Annotated in this window: 15 protein-coding genes; 12 read left to right on the forward strand and 3 right to left on the reverse strand. The window is 74.1% G+C overall.

The features are described 5' to 3' along the window. Nucleotides 1-71: 71 nt before the first annotated feature. The 4 genes from CLV37_RS16675 to CLV37_RS16690 all read left to right on the forward strand — a co-directional run bounded on the left by CLV37_RS16675 (nucleotide 72) and on the right by CLV37_RS16690 (nucleotide 4,889). Nucleotides 72-1,994, forward strand: coding sequence for a primary-amine oxidase (locus CLV37_RS16675; protein WP_106212409.1), 1,923 nt, complete (start codon nucleotides 72-74; stop codon nucleotides 1,992-1,994). Further along, nucleotides 1,994-3,430, forward strand: coding sequence for a gamma-aminobutyraldehyde dehydrogenase (locus CLV37_RS16680; protein WP_106212411.1), 1,437 nt, complete (start codon nucleotides 1,994-1,996; stop codon nucleotides 3,428-3,430). Before CLV37_RS16675 ends, CLV37_RS16680 begins: the two co-directional genes overlap by 1 nt. Before the next feature lie 20 nt (nucleotides 3,431-3,450). After that, a complete protein-coding gene (locus CLV37_RS16685) occupies nucleotides 3,451-3,918 on the forward strand; it encodes an Lrp/AsnC family transcriptional regulator (RefSeq protein WP_245885450.1) in 468 nt (155 codons plus the stop codon). Nucleotides 3,919-4,094: 176 nt separating this feature from the next. After that, nucleotides 4,095-4,889, forward strand: a complete 795-nt coding sequence (locus CLV37_RS16690; RefSeq protein WP_106212413.1) for a universal stress protein — start codon at nucleotides 4,095-4,097, stop codon at nucleotides 4,887-4,889. Nucleotides 4,890-4,934: 45 nt separating this feature from the next. On the opposite strand, the gene CLV37_RS16695 is transcribed toward CLV37_RS16690, so the two are convergent. Beyond that, nucleotides 4,935-5,903 carry a zinc-binding dehydrogenase gene (locus CLV37_RS16695; protein ID WP_106212415.1) on the reverse strand — a complete coding sequence of 323 codons (969 nt, stop codon included), beginning with the start codon at nucleotides 5,901-5,903 and terminating at the stop codon, nucleotides 4,935-4,937. 70 nt (nucleotides 5,904-5,973) lie between these two features. Between CLV37_RS16695 and CLV37_RS16700 the strand changes: the two genes are divergently transcribed. The 4 genes from CLV37_RS16700 to CLV37_RS16715 all read left to right on the forward strand — a co-directional run bounded on the left by CLV37_RS16700 (nucleotide 5,974) and on the right by CLV37_RS16715 (nucleotide 8,855). Next, a complete protein-coding gene (locus CLV37_RS16700) occupies nucleotides 5,974-6,546 on the forward strand; it encodes a TetR/AcrR family transcriptional regulator (RefSeq protein WP_245885451.1) in 573 nt (190 codons plus the stop codon). A 98-nt stretch (nucleotides 6,547-6,644) separates the two neighbouring features. Next, nucleotides 6,645-6,998 carry a VOC family protein gene (locus tag CLV37_RS16705; protein WP_106212612.1) on the forward strand — a complete coding sequence of 118 codons (354 nt, stop codon included), beginning with the start codon at nucleotides 6,645-6,647 and terminating at the stop codon, nucleotides 6,996-6,998. 95 nt (nucleotides 6,999-7,093) lie between these two features. Beyond that, complete coding sequence (locus CLV37_RS16710; protein ID WP_146149448.1) at nucleotides 7,094-8,359, forward strand: PP2C family protein-serine/threonine phosphatase; 1,266 nt, start codon at nucleotides 7,094-7,096, stop codon at nucleotides 8,357-8,359. Between the two features lie 40 nt (nucleotides 8,360-8,399). Further along, on the forward strand, nucleotides 8,400-8,855 hold the full coding sequence (locus tag CLV37_RS16715) for an SRPBCC family protein (protein ID WP_106212420.1): 456 nt from the start codon (nucleotides 8,400-8,402) through the stop codon (nucleotides 8,853-8,855). A 9-nt stretch (nucleotides 8,856-8,864) separates the two neighbouring features. Here CLV37_RS16715 and CLV37_RS16720 read toward each other — a convergent pair whose 3' ends face one another. Together CLV37_RS16720 and CLV37_RS16725 are read right to left on the reverse strand one after the other, a co-directional pair. Then, a complete protein-coding gene (locus CLV37_RS16720) occupies nucleotides 8,865-9,521 on the reverse strand; it encodes an SMI1/KNR4 family protein (protein ID WP_106212422.1) in 657 nt (218 codons plus the stop codon). 33 nt (nucleotides 9,522-9,554) lie between these two features. Then, nucleotides 9,555-10,382 (reverse strand): class I SAM-dependent methyltransferase, encoded by an 828-nt coding sequence (locus tag CLV37_RS16725; RefSeq protein WP_106212424.1) that lies wholly within the window; start codon nucleotides 10,380-10,382, stop codon nucleotides 9,555-9,557. 262 nt (nucleotides 10,383-10,644) lie between these two features. Between CLV37_RS16725 and CLV37_RS16730 the strand changes: the two genes are divergently transcribed. The 4 genes from CLV37_RS16730 (at nucleotide 10,645) to CLV37_RS16745 (ending at nucleotide 16,702) form a co-directional block, all read left to right on the forward strand. Beyond that, complete coding sequence (locus tag CLV37_RS16730; protein ID WP_170127315.1) at nucleotides 10,645-12,444, forward strand: SpoIIE family protein phosphatase; 1,800 nt, start codon at nucleotides 10,645-10,647, stop codon at nucleotides 12,442-12,444. Between the two features lie 47 nt (nucleotides 12,445-12,491). Next, nucleotides 12,492-13,064 (forward strand): TetR/AcrR family transcriptional regulator, encoded by a 573-nt coding sequence (locus tag CLV37_RS16735; RefSeq protein ID WP_146149449.1) that lies wholly within the window; start codon nucleotides 12,492-12,494, stop codon nucleotides 13,062-13,064. 155 nt (nucleotides 13,065-13,219) lie between these two features. Further along, on the forward strand, nucleotides 13,220-14,980 hold the full coding sequence (locus CLV37_RS16740) for a DUF5605 domain-containing protein (protein ID WP_106212430.1): 1,761 nt from the start codon (nucleotides 13,220-13,222) through the stop codon (nucleotides 14,978-14,980). Nucleotides 14,981-15,169: 189 nt separating this feature from the next. Then, entirely contained in the window at nucleotides 15,170-16,702 is a 1,533-nt protein-coding gene (locus CLV37_RS16745; RefSeq protein ID WP_106212432.1) for an ABC transporter substrate-binding protein, read from the forward strand. Nucleotides 16,703-16,705 lie beyond the last annotated feature (3 nt).

Genomic DNA, 16,705 nt, shown 5'->3' on the forward strand with positions numbered 1-16,705 from the left:
GTCACCCTTGCTCCGGACAGACGGGGACGACACACTGAGCCCCGACGGTCCACCGACGGAGGAGGTCTGACGTGCCCGCGCACCCGCTGGTCCCGCTGGGTGAGGAGGAGTTCCGCCGCAACCTCGACGTCCTGCGCTCGAGCGGCCGGCTGACCCCCACGATGCGCTTCGCCGGGGTGAGCCTGGCCGAGCCCCCCAAGGCCGACGTCCTCGCCTGGTCGCCCGGCGACGCGGTGCCCCGCCGGGCCCGCTCGGTCGTGTGGGACCGCGCCGACAACCGCACCTTCGACGTCGTCGTCGACCTCGTGGGCGGCACCGTCGAGCGCTTCGAGCACCTGCCCGGCGTCACCCCCAACTTCACCCTCGACGAGTTCCACGAGGTCGACCGGGTGCTGCGCACCGAGCCGCGCGTCGTCGAGGCGCTCGCCGCCCGCGGCATCACCGACCTCGACCTGGTCCTGCTGGACACCTGGACGTACGGCGCGGCCGTCATGCCCGAGCAGTGGCGCGACCGGCGGCTCGGCTGGGTCGACGTGTGGCGCCGCGAGACGCCCACCGGCAACCCGTACGCGCACCCCGTGAACGGCCTGAAGTTCGTCGTCGACGTGAACACCTTCGAGCTGCTCGCCGTCGACGACGGGCCCGTCGTGCCCGACGCCCCGGTCCGCGGTGAGTACGACCCCGCGCTGACCGGGGAAACCCCCGAACCGGCCCTGGCCCCGCTGGAGATCACCCAGCCCGAGGGGCCGTCCTTCACGATCTCCGACGACGGTGAGCTGCGCTGGCGGAACTGGTCGGTGCGGATCGGGTTCACCCACCGCGAGGGCCTGGTGCTCCAGCAGCTCGCGTGGGACGACGGCACCGAGCGCCGCGAGATCGGCTACCGGATGTCGTTCGCCGAGATGGTCGTGCCGTACCGCGACCCCTCCTTCGAGCACCGGCGCCGCACCGCCTACGACATCGGCGAGTGGGGCCTGGGGTACATGACGACCTCGCTGGAGCTCGGCTGCGACTGCCTCGGCGAGATCCGCTACCTCGACGCCGTGCTCTCCGACTCCCGCGGGGAGCCCTACGTCGTCCCGCAGGCGATCTGCCTGCACGAGGAGGACGACGCCGTGCTGTGGAAGCACGTCGACGAGCGGGCCGGGGCGCAGGTGCGCCGCTCGCGCCGCATGGTGGTCTCCTTCCACGCCACGGTCGCCAACTACGAGTACCTCGTCTACTGGCGCCTGTACCTCGACGGCACGATCGAGTGCGAGGTGCGGGCGACGGGCATCATGGTGACGACGCCGCTCGCCGAGGGCGCGCCGACACCCGCGACGGGGGTCCTCGTCGACGAGCGCACCTACGCACCCATCCACCAGCACTTCCTCGTCGCCCGCCTCGACCTCGACGTCGACGGCCCGCGCACCACCGTCCACGAGGTCGACACCCACGTCGCGCCCACCGGGCCGGACAACCCCCACGGCCTGGCCCTGACGACGACGGCCACCCCGATCCGCTCCGAGCGCGAGGCCGGCCGCGACGTCGACTGGCAGCGGCAGCGGGTCTGGAAGGTCGTCAGCACGCAGCGCACGAACGCGTGGGGGACGCCGACCGCCTACAAGCTCGTGACGCCCGACGCGATCCCGCACCTGTTCGCCCCCGACGCCCCGCAGTTCCTGCGGGCCCCCGTCATCGGGCACGACGTGTGGGTCACCCGGCACCACGACGACGAGCTCTGGCCCGCGGGGGACCACCCCACGCAGAGCGCGGAGGACCTCGGGATCACCCGCTGGACCGCCGACGACGAACCGCTGGAGGACACCGACACCGTGCTGTGGCACGTGTTCGGCGTCCACCACGTGCCGCGGCCCGAGGACTGGCCCGTCATGCCCTCGGACGCCGTCGTGTTCCGCCTCAAACCCGCGGGGTTCTTCGACCGCAACCCCGCCCTCGACCTGCCGGGCACCCCGGCGGCGCACTGCCACAACCCCGTTGGAGGGAAGAACTGATGGAGACGCTCCTCAACGTCGTCGGCGGCCGGTCCGTGCCGGCGTCCGACGGTGCCACGACCGACGTCGTCGACCCGTCGACCGGGGCCGTCTACGCGACGGCCCCGCGCTCGAGCGCGCAGGACGTCGAGTCCGCCTACGCCGCAGCCTCGTCGGCGTTCACGTCGTGGGGCCGCACGACCCCGGCCGAGCGGCAGAAGTTCCTGCTCGACCTCGCCGACGCCATCGAGGACCGCGCCGAGGAGTTCGTCGCCGCCGAGGTGCGCAACACCGGCAAGCCCGTCTCGCTGACCCGCAGCGACGAAATCCCGCCGGGGGTCGACCAGCTCCGGTTCTTCGCCGGTGCCGCCCGCGTCCTGGAGGGCCGGTCGGCGGGGGAGTACCTCGCCGGGCACACGTCGTGGATCCGCCGCGAGCCCATCGGCGTCGTCGGGCAGGTCACGCCCTGGAACTACCCGTTCATGATGGCGATCTGGAAGATCGGCCCGGCCCTGGCCGCGGGGAACACGATCGTCCTCAAGCCCTCCGACACGACCCCGGCCTCCACGGTCCTGCTGGCGCAGGTCGCGAACGAGGTCCTGCCGCCCGGCGTGCTCAACGTCGTCTGCGGCGACCGGGACACCGGCCGCGCCCTCGTCGAGCACCCGACCCCCGGCCTGGTCGCCATCACCGGGTCCATCCGCGCCGGGATGCAGGTCGCGGAGTCGGCGTCGAAGCAGGTCAAGCGCGTCCACCTCGAACTCGGCGGCAAGGCGCCCGTCGTGGTGTTCGACGACGCCGACGTGGCCGCGGCCTCGGAGGCCATCGCCGCGGCCGGGTACTTCAACGCCGGTCAGGACTGCACCGCCGCCACCCGCGTCCTCGTCGCGCCCCGCGTGCACGACGACTTCGTCGCCGCCCTGTCCGAGCAGGCGAGGGGCACGAAGATCGGCCTGCCGGACGACCCCGACACCGCGGTGGGCCCGGTGAACAACCCGAACCAGCTCGCCCACGTCTCCGGGTTCGTCGACCGGCTGCCCGACCACGCCGTCCTGGGCGCGGGCGGGGCGCGCGGCACGGGCGACCTGGCGAACGGGTTCTACTACCAGCCCACCGTCGTGTCGGGGCTGCGGCAGGACGACGAGGCCGTGCAGAACGAGATCTTCGGCCCCGTCATCACGGTGCAGCGGTTCAGCGACGAGGACGAGGCCCTGCGCTGGGCCAACGGCACGAAGTACGGGCTGGCCTCCAGCGTGTGGACGAAGGACTTCGGCCGCGCCATGCGCATGTCGGCCGCGCTGGACTTCGGCTGCGTGTGGATCAACACCCACATCCCGATCGTCGCGGAGATGCCGCACGGCGGGTTCAAGCAGTCCGGGTACGGCAAGGACCTGTCGATGTACGGGTTCGAGGACTACACCCGGGTCAAGCACGTCATGGCCAACCTCGAGTCCTGACCCCGGACCGAGGACCGCGCGTGCCGAACCGTCAGCCCCCCACCCCGCTCGACGACGTCTCCAAACGGATCATCGAGGTCCTGCAGGTCGACGGCCGCATGTCCTACGCGGCCGTCGGCAAGGCCGTCGGGTTGTCCGAGGCGGCGGTTCGGCAACGCGTGCAACGACTGCTGGACTCCGGCGTCGTGCAGATCGTCGCGGTCACCGACCCGGTCCAGGTGGGGTTCGCCCGCCAGGCCATGATCGGCATCCGCGCCGACGGGGACACCCGCCTCGTCGCCGACCGCCTCGCCGACATCCCCGAGGTCGCCTACGTGGTCGTGACGGCCGGTTCCTTCGACGTGCTCGCCGAGGTGGTCTGCGAGGACGACGACGGGCTGCTGGAGATCGTCAACAACCGCGTCCGCGCCATCCCGGGGGTCCGGACCACCGAGACGTTCGTCTACCTGAAGCTGCGCAAGCAGCTGTACGACTGGGGCACCCGGTGACGTCCCCGGGGCCGGGAGGGTGACGCCCCGCGCCCCCTGACCGCGCCCCCTGACCGCGCCCCCAACCGCGCCCCCGACCGCGCACCGGCCCGCGCTCCCGTTGTGCGCCGGCCGCGCCGGGGGGACCATCGGAGGACGCCGGGACGCACCCCCGGCCCCGACCGCGAGGAGGCGGCGTGCGCGCGACGACGGTGGGTTTCTCCGGATCGGGTGCCTCGCGGCGGGCGCTGCGCTGGGCCGTGCAGGACAGTGCGGCGACCGGGTGGCCGCTGCACGTGGTGGTCGGGCCCGGCGCGGGGCACCGCGACCTCGACGCGGTGCTGGCCGAGGAACTGCTGCGGGTCCCGGGCCGCGAGCCACCGGTCGACGTCACCCTGACCACCGGCTCCGTCGCCCATGCGCTGCTGGCCGCGGACAGCGCCCAGCTCGTCCTCGGCTGCGGCCGCGACACCGCCCCGCTGGGGCCGGGCGCCGGGCCGGTGCTGGGCGTCGTCGTCCCCCGCAGCACCGTGCCCGTCGTGCTCGTGGGACCGCAGGCCGTGCTGACCCCGCCGCGTCGCGTGGTCGTCGTGTCCTCCTCCGGCGACCCCGGGTCCGACGGCTCCGTCGCCGACCGGGCCCTCGACCGCGACCTGCCGGTGCGGCTGCTCACGACGTGGTCGGCCGGCTCCGACCCGGCCGAGCGCCGGCACGCGCACCTCGTCGCGACGGGCCGGCACCACGAGACCCGGGCCAGGGTCTCGGCCGCCACCCACCGGCCGGTGCAGGCCGAGGTGGTGGAGGGCCGGCTGGAGGACGTCCTGCCGCGCCGGCTGAGCGTGGGGGACCTGCTCCTGGTGGCCGCGGGCACCGTCGGCACCCTGCCGGTGCGGACGTTGCGCTCACCCGTGGTCCTGGTACCCGCCGCGGCGCCGGTCACGATCGACCTGCGGGAGACGGCCCGGGGCCGGACCGCGGTGGGGGTCTCCTGAGGAGGGCCATGGTCCTGGGGCCCCTGGCGAAGGGCACCCCGCGGCTCACGGCGTGAGCACGACCCGGCCGAACACCTCCCCGGCGTCCATCGCGCGGTGCGCGTCGGCGGCCCGCCCCAGCGGCAGGACGTCGTGGACGACGGTGTGCAGCTCCCCGCGGACCGCTGCCGCGAACTGCTCCGCGCGCACGGCCGTGACGTCCGGGTGGGGGACCGTGTCGAGCGAGAACGTCGAGAACGTCGGGGAACGGCGGAAGTTCGCCAGCAGACGGGCGCCGAAGTCCGCCGGGGGCATCCCCGCCACGGCCCCCACGGTGACGTACCGGCCGTTCGGCCGCAGCCGGTCGAGGAACCGCGGGACGTCGGGACCGCCCACGACGTCCACCACCACGTCGAAACCCGCGTCGGGGCCCGCGCCGGGACCCGCGCCGGAACGGTCCAGCACGTGGGTGGCCCCGAACTCCCGCAGCCGCTGACCGCGCCCGGGGGAGGAGGTCGTCACCGCGACCGCGCCGGCGCCCCCGGCGGCGGCGAGTTCCACCGCGGCGATCCCGATGCTCCCCGCGGCCCCGCGCACCAGGACCGACTCCCCGGCGCGGAACCGCCCGTGCGCCAGGGCGAAGTGCGCGACGGGACCCGCGCTGCCGAGGGTCACGGAGTCGACCGGTGACAGTCCCGCCGGGAGTTCGAGGACGTCGGCCACGTCCACGGCGACCCGTTCGGCGTACCCGCCGCCGGTCAGGCGCAGGAACGCCCACACGGACCGTCCCCGCCAGGAGGGGTCGACGCCGTCACCGAGGTCCCGCACGGTCCCCGCGACCTCCGCGCCGGGCACGAAACCCGCCCGGAACCCGTACCCGCCGAGCGTCCCGCGCCGGATCACGGCGTCCACCCCGGCCACGCCGGCGGCCCCGACCTCCACGAGCACCTGGCCCGGACCCGGCGCGGGGTCGGGGACGTCGACCACCTCCAGGCCCTCGGGACCGCCGAACTCCCGGACCACCACTGCACGCACGTCGTCTCCTCGTCTAGGGTTTCGCCGGACCGTAGTGGACGCCCCCGTCCGTTCGAGGGAAGTGAGGGACGTGACGACCGGACTGCCTCAGGTGCTGCGCAGCGACGCGCGCGACAACCGCGAGCGCGTGCTGCAGGCGGCGCGCGAACTGTTCGCCGAGCGCGGGCTGGACGTCACCGTGCGCGAGGTCGCCCGCCGCGCCGGCGTCGGGCCCGCGACCCTCTACCGGCGGTTCCCGGCGAAGCAGGACCTCCTCGAGGCCGCGTTCGCCGAGGAGGTGCGCCGGTGCTCGGCCGTCGTGGACGAGGGCTGCGCCGATCCCGACCCCTGGTCGGGGTTCAGCACGATCGTCGAGCAGGTCCTCGTCGTGAACTCCCGCAACCAGGGTTTCACCGAGGCCTTCACGGCCGCCGACCCGCACGAACCGGGACTGGCGGCCCACCGGCACGCGCAGGTGCGCCGGTTGCGCCGGCTGATGGCCCGCGCCCGGGAGGCGGGCGACCTGCGTGCGGACGCCACCGTCGACGACTTCGTCCTCGTCCTGCAGGCCGGCCGGGCCCTGAGCGCGGTCCCGGCCCGGCGCCGGACGGCGGCCGCGCGGCGGCTGGCGCGGATCGCGCTCGACGGGCTGCGCGCCCGCTGAGCGGGACGGTCCGCGCTCCGGGGTGCGGACGCCCCGGTCCGGGGTCACGGTGGGTCCACCGGGCCGGCCGGCTCGGGTGGATCTTCGTGGAGGTCGGCGTGGCGAGTGGTGTGGCGACGGTGTGGGTACCGGTCGACGACATGGACCGGGCGGTGGCGTTCTACGGCCAGACCCTGGGGCTGGACGTGACGTCCACCTCGCCGGACTGGAGCGAGATCGACGCCGGGGGCCTGATGATCGGTCTGAACGGCCGGGAGGAGACCGCGACGCGCTCCGCCGGCGGGGCCGTCATCAGCTTCCAGCCCGACGGCGGGCTGGACGACGAGGTGGCCCGGCTGAAGGACGCCGGGGTCGAGTTCACCGGGCCGATCAGCGACCACGAGTGGGGTCGCATCGCCCCCTTCAAGGACAGCGAGGGCAACGACCTGCAGTTCTACGCCCCGCCCGCGTGAACGGGCGCGTCCCGCCGGGGTGATCGTCACCCCCTCGCGCACCGCAGGCCCCTCGCGCGCGACAACGGTCGCGGGGGGTGGTCCCATGGGGGGTGATGACGACGCACAGCGCAGCAGGACCCGACGCCGTCCCCGCCGATCCGGCGGCGGCCCTGGCGGAGGAGCACCTGCGGAGCCTGCTCGTGCGGGCCGCGCAGCAGGGCCGCAACGCGGTGTGCCTGTCGGACGTCTCCCTGCCGGACCAGCCCGTGGTGTGGGTGAACGAGGCCTTCACCGCCATCACCGGGTACACCTTCGACCAGACGGTCGGCCGCAACTGCCGCTTCCTGCAGGACGGCGTGCCGACGGCCGGTGAACTCTCCGGGGGTCCCGACGTCACCGACGCCGCCCGCCGGATCCGCGAGCTCATCGACGACCGCCGGTCCGGGACGGTCGTGATCCCCAACCGCCGCGCCGACGGCGGGGTCTTCTACAACGCGCTGGCCCTCAGCCCGCTGCCCGACGAGCGGGGGGTCGTCCGCTACTACCTGGGCGTCCAGCAGGACGTCACCGAGCAGATCAGGGCCGAGCAGGCCCGCGACCGGTCGTACGCCGAGGCGGCCGAGCTGGCCGACCAGCTCCAGAACCGGCTCGTGCCCGCGATGCTGGCGGACACCCCGGAGTGGGACGTCGCCGTCCGGTACCAGCCGGCGACCCGCGCCGACGGGAGCCGCGGAGAGGTCAGCGGCGACTTCTACGACCTGCAGGTCCGCCCCGACGGGCACGTGCTCGCCGTCATCGGCGACGTCTCCGGCCGCGGGCCCCGGGCGGCGGCCACCACGGCGGCCCTGCGCTGGAGCATCCGCGGTCTGAGCAGCGTCGTCGACCGGCCCGGGCGGTTGCTGGAGCACGTCGCGGACGCCGTGCACGAGGCCCTGGACGACCGGTTCGCGACGGTGGCGGCGGTCCGCCTGCCGGAGTTCCCCGCCGATGCCGAGGCGGGTCGCGACGCGGTGGTCGCCCTGGCCGGGCACCCCCAGCCGGTGCTGCTGCCGCGCGGGGGCCCGGCCCGGTTCGTGGGCCGGCCCGGGATGCTGCTGGGGCCGTTCGCGGACGTGACGGTGCTCGAGGAGCAGGTGCCGGTCCGCTCCGGCGACGTCCTGGTCCTCTACACCGACGGGGTGACCGAGGCCGCCTCACCCGAGCACGAGCTGCTGGGTGACGAGGGGCTGCTCGGGGCGCTGGACGAGGCGCTGGACGAGGCGCCGGGCGGGGCGCGGACGGCCGACGACGTCGCCGACGCGGTGCTGCGGGCCGTGGCCCGCCACGTGGCCGGGGGACCCACCGACGACCTCACGCTCATGGTCCTGCGCCGCCGTTGAGCGCGCCGGCCGGGACCCCGCGGCCTGGCACCCTGGGGGCGTGAGCGCCCACGCCGTGGTCCGGCAGGTCCTGCCCGTGCCCGCCGCCGTGGCCTTCGACGTCGTCCACGACTACCCGGGCCGGTTGCGGTGGGACACCCTGCTGCGCGAGGCGTTCACCGTGGGCGGTGCGGCTCCGGCCCGGGGCGTCGAGGCCGTCTGCCGGGCCCGGTGGACGCTGGGGGGCCTGACCTTCCGCACCCGCTACGTGACCTTCCGGCGCCCGGAGCTGGCCGCGGTCACCCTGACGTCACGCTCGCCCTTCTTCGCCGCCTGGGCCGCGTCCATGCGCCACCGCGACCTCGGCGACGGCCGCAGCGAGGTCGTCTACACCCTGACCTTCACCGGCGCCCCGGCTCCGCTGGCCCGGCTCGTGGAACCCGTGGCCGTGCGGGTCTTCCGCTGGGAGACGGGGCGCCGGCTGCGGGCCCTGGCCCACCACCTCGACGCCCGCTGACCCCCGGTCTCAGCCCCGGGGCCGGAACAGGGTGTGCGGCGCCGCGCCGTCCGGGGCGGACAGGCTCCAGCCCTCCCCGTCGGGCTGCCCGTGCCCGCGGTCGAGCAGGTCGGCGAGCTGCTCCAGGTAGGACCGCAGGGACGGGGCCAGGACCCGGTGCCACTCGTCGTCGCGGCCGAACAGGAGGACCTGGCCGACGGTGCCGCGCACGTCCGGGTCGAGGTCGATCCCCACGTGGTTGCCGCCGCCGTCGTGCGTGAGCGGGATCCACCCGCGCAGGGAGTACTTCGCCCGCGCGAAACCCTCCGGCTCCGAGGACACCCCCTCGTCGAGGCCGGTCTCGTCCTCGAAACCGGCCCACTGGTCCCAGTGGAACAGGACGTCCTGCAGGGGCAGCAGCGGCTCCCCGCCGAGCAGGCCCGCGGCCCAGCGCGGGTCGTCGTGCCGGTGCTGCACCTGCCCGTCGTGCAGGAGGTACAGCGCCCGCACGTCCGCCGGCAGGGGGCGCCCGAGGTGCTCCTGCGCGGCGTCGAGCTGGTCCACGGTCGCGGGTGGGCGCAGCAGCGGGTCACCGGGGACCGACGCCACCACGCGCTCCAGCGCGGCCCGCGTCCGGTCGGCCGTGTCCTGGTCGTCCGCCGTCGGACCGTCCTGGTGAGCGTCCACCGCAGCACCGTACCGATCCCGCGGCGGCCGGGGTCAGGACGGCCCGGCCCCGGCGGGCCCGTGCCCGACGACGAGGCGCAGCGAGCCGGCGAAGGTCGGCTGGCGGCGCAGGTGGCCGAACTCCGCGTCCCAGGCGCCGGAGTCCAGGTCGGCGCGCAGGGTCTGCTCGAAGCGCCGCTCGACCTCGGGGCCGACGAAGCTCCACGCCGAGTTCGCCCGGCGCGCCCCGGGGTCCAGCAGCAGTTCCGGGCGCCCGTAGTAGGCCTCGGAGAACCCGTCGACGCACCCCAGGGGGATGTCCACCGCCCGCACCTCGACCCGTGCGCCCGCCGCGCCGGGGCCCGTCAGCGCCCGCTCGATCGCGGCGATCGCCGGGTAGCGGCGCGCCTCGGTGGCGATGACCTCCGGTGCGTAGCGCGTCAGCCAGGACGCCTCCAGGGCCGCGGGGTCGCAGGTCAGGACCAGCACGGGGCCGCGGGTGACGCGGCGCACCTCGGCCAGGCCCGCGGCCAGGTCCGGCCACTGGTGCACGGTGAAGGTGGCCATCGCCGCGTCGAAGGCGCCGTCGTCGAAGGGGAGGTGCTCGGCGGTCGCGTCGACGGCGACGCTCAGGTGCGGTGGACGTTGCCGGCGCATCGTGGCGCTGGGTTCGACCGCGCTGACCCGGCGCTCGGCCGGTTCGTAGGACCCGGCGCCGGCGCCCACGTTGAGGACGGTCTCCGCCGTTCCCAGCGCGGTCTCGACGGCGGCCGCGATGACCGGGTCAGGACGCCGGTAGGTGCTGTACCCGGTGCCGATGCGGGCGTAGTCGGCGTCGCCCGCGCTGCCGTCGGTGCGGGGCGTGCTCTGCTGGTCGGTCACGGATCCACGTCTCCTCGTGTCCTGCAGGTGCTTCCCCGTCCACCCTGGGTGCTGTCGACGTGGACGACCACTGGCCGGAGCGCCGATGGTCGCAAGGATCCAGCCACGGTTCGGCGCTCCTCGCCGGGGGTGGGCCCGGACACCGCGTGTTTCTAGAACCTCACCGGGCCAGACCGCCCGGAGCCTGCGTACGCTGCCGGGGGAACAGCGGTGCAGCCGCCCGCCGGCGGGCTGGCGGAGCGCCAGGCGGAGGAGGGGAACGGTGCCGGACGTCCGACCCGGTGCACCTGCCGACCGGCTCCAGGGGCCCGTCCCCCAGCAGGGGGTGGCCCAGCCGGCGGCCGGGGGCGACCAGCGCGACACCCGCGCCGCCGTCGACGTCGCGCTGCTGCCGGCGGTGTTCAGCGGCGCCCTGGTGGCGATGATCGCCCTGGACCGCGACGGGACCGTGACGGCGCTGACCCCGTCCGTGGAGCGTCTGCTGGGCTGGACCGAGTCCGAGCTGCTCGGAACCCCGCTGCACCGGCACGTGCGCCACCAGCGCGCCGACGGCCGGCCGGTGCCCGCCGAGGACAGCCCGGTCCTGGCGGGCCTGCGCGAGGCCCGGCCCGCGGGCCGGGACGACGAGTACCTCGTGCGCAAGGACGGGTCCCTGCTCCCCGTCACCTGGGCGTTCGCGCCGACGGTGCTGGCGCGCACGCCGGTCGGGGGCGTCCTGACCTTCTACGACGCGCAGGCCGCCCGGGCCCAGACCGCGCGGCAGCGGCAGCGGCTGGCCGAGGTGGAGGAGTCCAACGCGCGCCTGGCGCTGCTGGCCGACGTCTCGCACGTGCTGGGCGAGAGCGACGACGTCGTCGAGGGCCTGCGGGCGGTGGCCCGCCGGGTGGTCCCCGTCCTGGCCGACTGGGTGTGCGTCGACGTCCTGGGGGAGGACGGGACCACCCTGGAACGGGTCGCCCTGGCGCACCGCGACCCGGTCCTGGACGCCGTCGGCGCCACGCACCTGGGGCCGTTGCCGCCGCTGCGCCCGGGGATGACCAGCGCGCTGGCCCAGGTCCTGCAGGGCCTGCCGCTGCTCCACCAGCAGGAGGTGCCGGCGACCGCCGTCGACGAACTGGCCGCCGACCGCCTCGCCCTGGTGCGCGAGCTCGGGGCGGCCGAGGGCATCACCGCCCCGCTGCGGGCCCGGGGGCGGACGCTGGGCGCGATCACGCTGGTGCGCACCGACGGCACCCGCCCCTACCGGCAGGAGGACCGGGACTTCGTCGCCGACCTGGCCGCCCGGGCCGCGGCCCTGCTGGACACCACCCGCCTGCTGGGGCACCAGGTGCGCCGGGCGGAGCAGATGCAGCGCGCCCTGCTGCCGGAACTGGCCGACCGGATCGGTCCGCTGGCCCTGTCCGGCCTCTACCGCCCCGCCAGCGACCTCGCCCAGGTGGGTGGTGACTGGTACGACGCGTTCGCCCTGCCCGACGGCAGCACCGGCCTGGTCATCGGTGACGTCGCCGGTCACGACCTGCACGCCGCCACCCGCATGGGCGCGATCCGCCACAAGCTGCGCGCCCTGGCGGGCGACCGCGTCGCCCCGGCCTCGGAGGTCGTGGCCCGGCTGGACCGCGTGGTGCAGCGCTTCGCCCCCCAGGACCTGGTGACCCTGCTGTACGCGCGCGTCACCGCCGCCGGTCCGGCCGGGGTGCGCCTGGAGTGGTCGAACGCGGGCCACCCCCCGCCGCTGCTGCTGAGCCCCGGTGGACCGGCGCGCCTGCTGGACGACGTGGTGGACCTGCCCGTCGGGGTCGACGACCTGCCGCGCGCCGACGCCGCGACGGCCCTGGAGGACGGGTCGACCCTGGTCCTGTACAGCGACGGGCTGGTCGAACGTCCCCGCGAGTCGCTGACCACCGGCCTCGAGCGCCTGCTGCGGGTCGCGGCCGACCTGGGGACGGTGCCCCTGCGGGGGCTGGGTCAGGACCTGCTGACCGGGATGCGTCCCACCGGCCTCGACGACATCGCCGTCCTCGCGGTCCGGCTGGGCCCGCAGGGGGCGGACGCCGCCCCCTGACCGCCGGCGGCACGGGTGCGGGGCCCGCGGTCTCGTACCGTGGCGTGGTGAGCGAGCCGATGACCAGGCGGGGTCCCTACGCGGTCGGCACCGAACGCAAGGCGCAGCTCGTCCGGGCGACCGAGCGGCTGGTCCTCGAGCACGGTCACCAGAACGTCACCATGCGCATGGTCGCCGCGGCCGTCGGGGTCTCCGAAGCGGCTGCGTACCACCACTTCTCCTCCCGGGACGAGCTCCTCGTCGCCGTCATCGGCTTCCGCGACGAGGGGGAGGGGGCCCGCGACGTCGTCGACCTGGTCCACCACCTCGTCACGATCGCGGCCGAGAACCAGCGCTCGCCGCACGCCGTCGAGCTGTTCGCCGACATGGCCGCCAAGGCCAGCGACCGGCAGCACCCGGCCCACGCCTTCTTCGCCGACCGCTACGCGCGGATCACGAAGACCCTCGAGGAGGCGGTGCTGGCCGACCAGCGGGCCGGCCGCCTGTCGACCCGGCTCAGCGCGCACGCCACCGCGGTGACGCTGATCTCGCTCATGGACGGGTTGCAGACGCGCTGGCTGGTCACCCCCGACCTCGACATGGCCGACCACCTGCGGCAGCTGATCGACGCCCTGCGCTGAGGGTCCACCCGACGGTCCCACCTCCCCGGGCGAAGGCCTGTCCTCCAAACCTGAGGCGTGTTAGCTTTTGAGGGCACTGGTCAACCGGTGCACCTCTGCCTCCGCCGCAGAGGTCGTGTCAGCGACGACGCGCGTCCGCGCACCGGGAGAGATCCGTGCCCTACACCCGTGAGTCCAGCGTCGGCCACGTCCTGGACGACCCCGCCGCCCGCGCCGTCGTGCAGAAGTTCCTGCCCGGCGTCGCCAACTCCCCCATGGCCCTGCAGCTGCGCTCCGCCCCCCTCGGCGTCATCGTCGACCACGACCGGGTCCTCGCCGGCGACCCCCAGCGGCTCCAGGACTTCTGGGACCGGATCTCCGAGATCGAGGTCGGTGAGGTCGCACCGCGTCCCGAGGCCCCGAGGATCGAGCCGGACCCCGGGTACGAGACCCCCGACGTCCCGCGCGGCAGCGCCCGCGTCCACGTCCCCGCCCGCGGGACCCGCTACGGCGTGGTCGAGATCTCCTTCCACGGACCCGACCACGGCAACCCCTTCGTCGACGTCGACCTCACCGCCGACGTCCACGGCCCGTCCGGCGACGTCCGCGTCGGCGGGTTCTACGACGGCGAGGGCCGCTACCTGCTGCGCTTCTGCCCGCAGGTCGAGGGCACGTGGACCTTCCGCACCCGCTCCACCGCGCGGTCCCTCGACGGCATCGAGGGGACCGTCGAGGTCGACCCCCCGGCCCCCGGCCAGCACGGCCCCGTGCGCGTGGCCGACACCTTCCACTTCGCCCACGCCGACGGGACCCGCTACACGCCCGTCGGCACCACGGCCTACGCCTGGATCCACCAGCCCGCGCACCTGCGCGAGCAGACGCTGGAGACGCTGGAGGCCTCGCCCTTCACGAAGATGCGCATGACGGTGTTCCCCAAGTCCTACCTGTACAACTCCAACGAACCCGAGGTCTTCCCCTTCGTCCGCGGCGACGACGGCGAGTTCGACCACACCCGCTTCGACCCGGCGTTCTTCCACCTGCTCGAGGAGAGCGTCGCGGCGCTCGCCGAGCGGGGGATCGAGGCGGACCTCATCCTCTTCCACGCCTACGACCGCTGGGGTTTCTCCGACATGGGCGCGGCGGCCGACGACCGGTTCGTCCAGCACGTCGTCCGCCGGCTGGCGGCGTTCCCCACCGTCTGGTGGTCCATGGCCAACGAGTACGACCTGTTGTGGGCCAAGACCGTCGAGGACTGGGAGCGCATGGCGCAGGTCGTCGTCGCCGAGGACCACGTCGGGCACCTGAACTCGATCCACAACTGCTTCGGGTTCTACGACTACACCAGGCCCTGGATCACGCACTGCTCGACCCAGCGCATCGACGTCTACCGCACGGCGGAGAACACCACCGAGTGGCGGGAGCAGTGGGGCAAGCCGATCGTCGTCGACGAGTGCGCCTACGAGGGCGACATCGACCAGGGCTGGGGCAACATCACCGGCGAGGAGATGACGCGCCGCTGCTGGGAGGGGGCGGTGCGCGGCGGGTACGTCGCGCACGGGGAGACCTACTGGAACGAGCGGGAGGAGATCTGGTGGTCCAAGGGGGGTGAGCTCGTCGGCGACAGCCCGGCGCGCATGGGTTTCCTGGCCGACGTCATCGGGCAGGCCCCCGGTGGGGCGATCGAGCCGCTGGCCTCGGAGTGGGACGTGCGCTGGGGTGGCGTCGACGGGGAGTACCTGCTGGCCTACCTCGGTTTCGGCCGGCCCCGGTTCCGCGACGTCGTGGCGCCGCCGGGACGCTGGACCGTCGACGTCATCGACACGTGGAACATGACCGTGGACCGGCTCGAGGGTGAGTTCGAGGGCAGGTTCCGCGTGCAGCTGCCGGCCCGGCAGTGGATGGCGCTGCGCCTCGTCCGGGTGCGCGAGAGTTCCTGAGAGTTTCCACGAAATCCGGTCAACCGGTTGACGCGGAAACCTGACAGCGGCAGAATCACCGGTGGGACGTCGTCCCGCCCCCTCTGATCACCGCCGGACCGACACGGCAGTCGGTTCCGGCGCCCGTTCCACTCCCACCCCTCGGTGACCGGGCGCGGCCCGGCCAGAACTCGGCAACCAGGAGCAGACATGCAACGGCGCACCTTCCTCGCAGCCAGCGGCGGCTCGGCGGCTGTCCTCGGACTCAGCGCCTGCGGCGGTGGCGGCGACTCCGGCGGCGACGGCGGCAGCTCGACGACGCTGACGCTGGCGACCATCGCCGCCCCGCAGCCGTGGGACCTCAAGGACGCGGGTTTCGGCAACAACACCATCTACTACCAGCCCGTCTACGACTCCCTCCTGCTGGCCAGCGCCGAGGCCGAGCTCGAACCGAACCTGGCCACCGAGTGGAGCTGGGACGCGAGCCAGACCGTCCTGACGCTCAAGCTGCGCACCGACGTCAAGTTCACCGACGGCACCGCGTTCGACGCCTCGGCGGTCAAGGCCAACCTGGAGAACACCAAGACCGGTTCGAACGAGGCCGCGACCCACCTCGCCGGGCTGAAGTCCGTCGACGTCGTCGACCCCTCGACGGTGACGGTGACCATCACCGCCCCCGATCCCTCGCTCCTGGCCAACCTCGCCAACGTCTCCGGGATGATGGCCAGCCCCAAGGCCATCGGCACACCCGGGCTGCAGACCCAGCCCGTGGGCTCGGGCCCCTACGTGCTGTCCGGCTCCGGCACGACGGCGGGTTCGCAGTACACGTTCACCCGCAACGCCGACTACTGGAACAAGGCCGCGTTCCCCTTCGACACGATCGTCTTCAAGTACCTGTCCGACGCCACCGCGCTGGTCAACGCGCTGCGGTCCGGTCAGATCGACGCCGGCCAGATCACCGACTACAAGCAGGCCGAACCGCTCAAGAGCGCCGGGCTCAACGTCGTCAAGTACTCCCCGGGGGACATCACGGGCCTGTACATCTGGGACCGCGGCGGGAAGATCCTGCCCGCGCTGAAGGACGTGCGCGTCCGGCAGGCCCTCAACCACGCGATGGACCGCGAGGCCATCGTCAAGGCCAACGGCGGGCTCGGGAAACCCACCGCCCAGGTCTTCAACCCGGACACCGGTGCCTACGACGAGACCCTGAACGACCTCTACCCCTACGACGTCGCCAAGGCCAAGTCGCTGCTGGCCGAAGCGGGGTACCCGAACGGGTTCGAGGTCGCCATGCCGGACTTCTCGGCCATCTTCCCCAGCGCCCAGGCCTCCATCACCGAGGCGTTGCAGGCCATCGGGGTGACGCCGAAGTACGAGACGGTGCCCAGCGACCAGCTCATCACCCAGCTGCTCAGCGGCAAGTGGGCGATGTGCTGGTTCATCCTGGCCTCGTTCCGCGCCTGGGACACCGTGAGCATCGAGATCGCCCCCGACTCCCTGTGGAACCTCACGAAGTACACCGACCCGCAGGCGCAGGCCCTCATCGACCAGGCGCAGCGGGCCACCGACGACACCACGCGCGACGGCATCCTGCGCCAGCTCAACGAGTACACCGTCCAGCAGGCCTGGAACGCGCCGTGGTCGACGTCCGAGGCCTACCACGCCTCCTCGAAGAAGGTCGCGGTCGTCCAGCGCAAGTTCGCCACGGCGCCCTGGATCTACGACTACAAGCCCGCGAACTGACGG

The sequence above is a fragment of the Kineococcus rhizosphaerae genome (assembly GCF_003002055.1).
Classification (GTDB): Bacteria; Actinomycetota; Actinomycetes; order Actinomycetales; family Kineococcaceae; genus Kineococcus; species Kineococcus rhizosphaerae.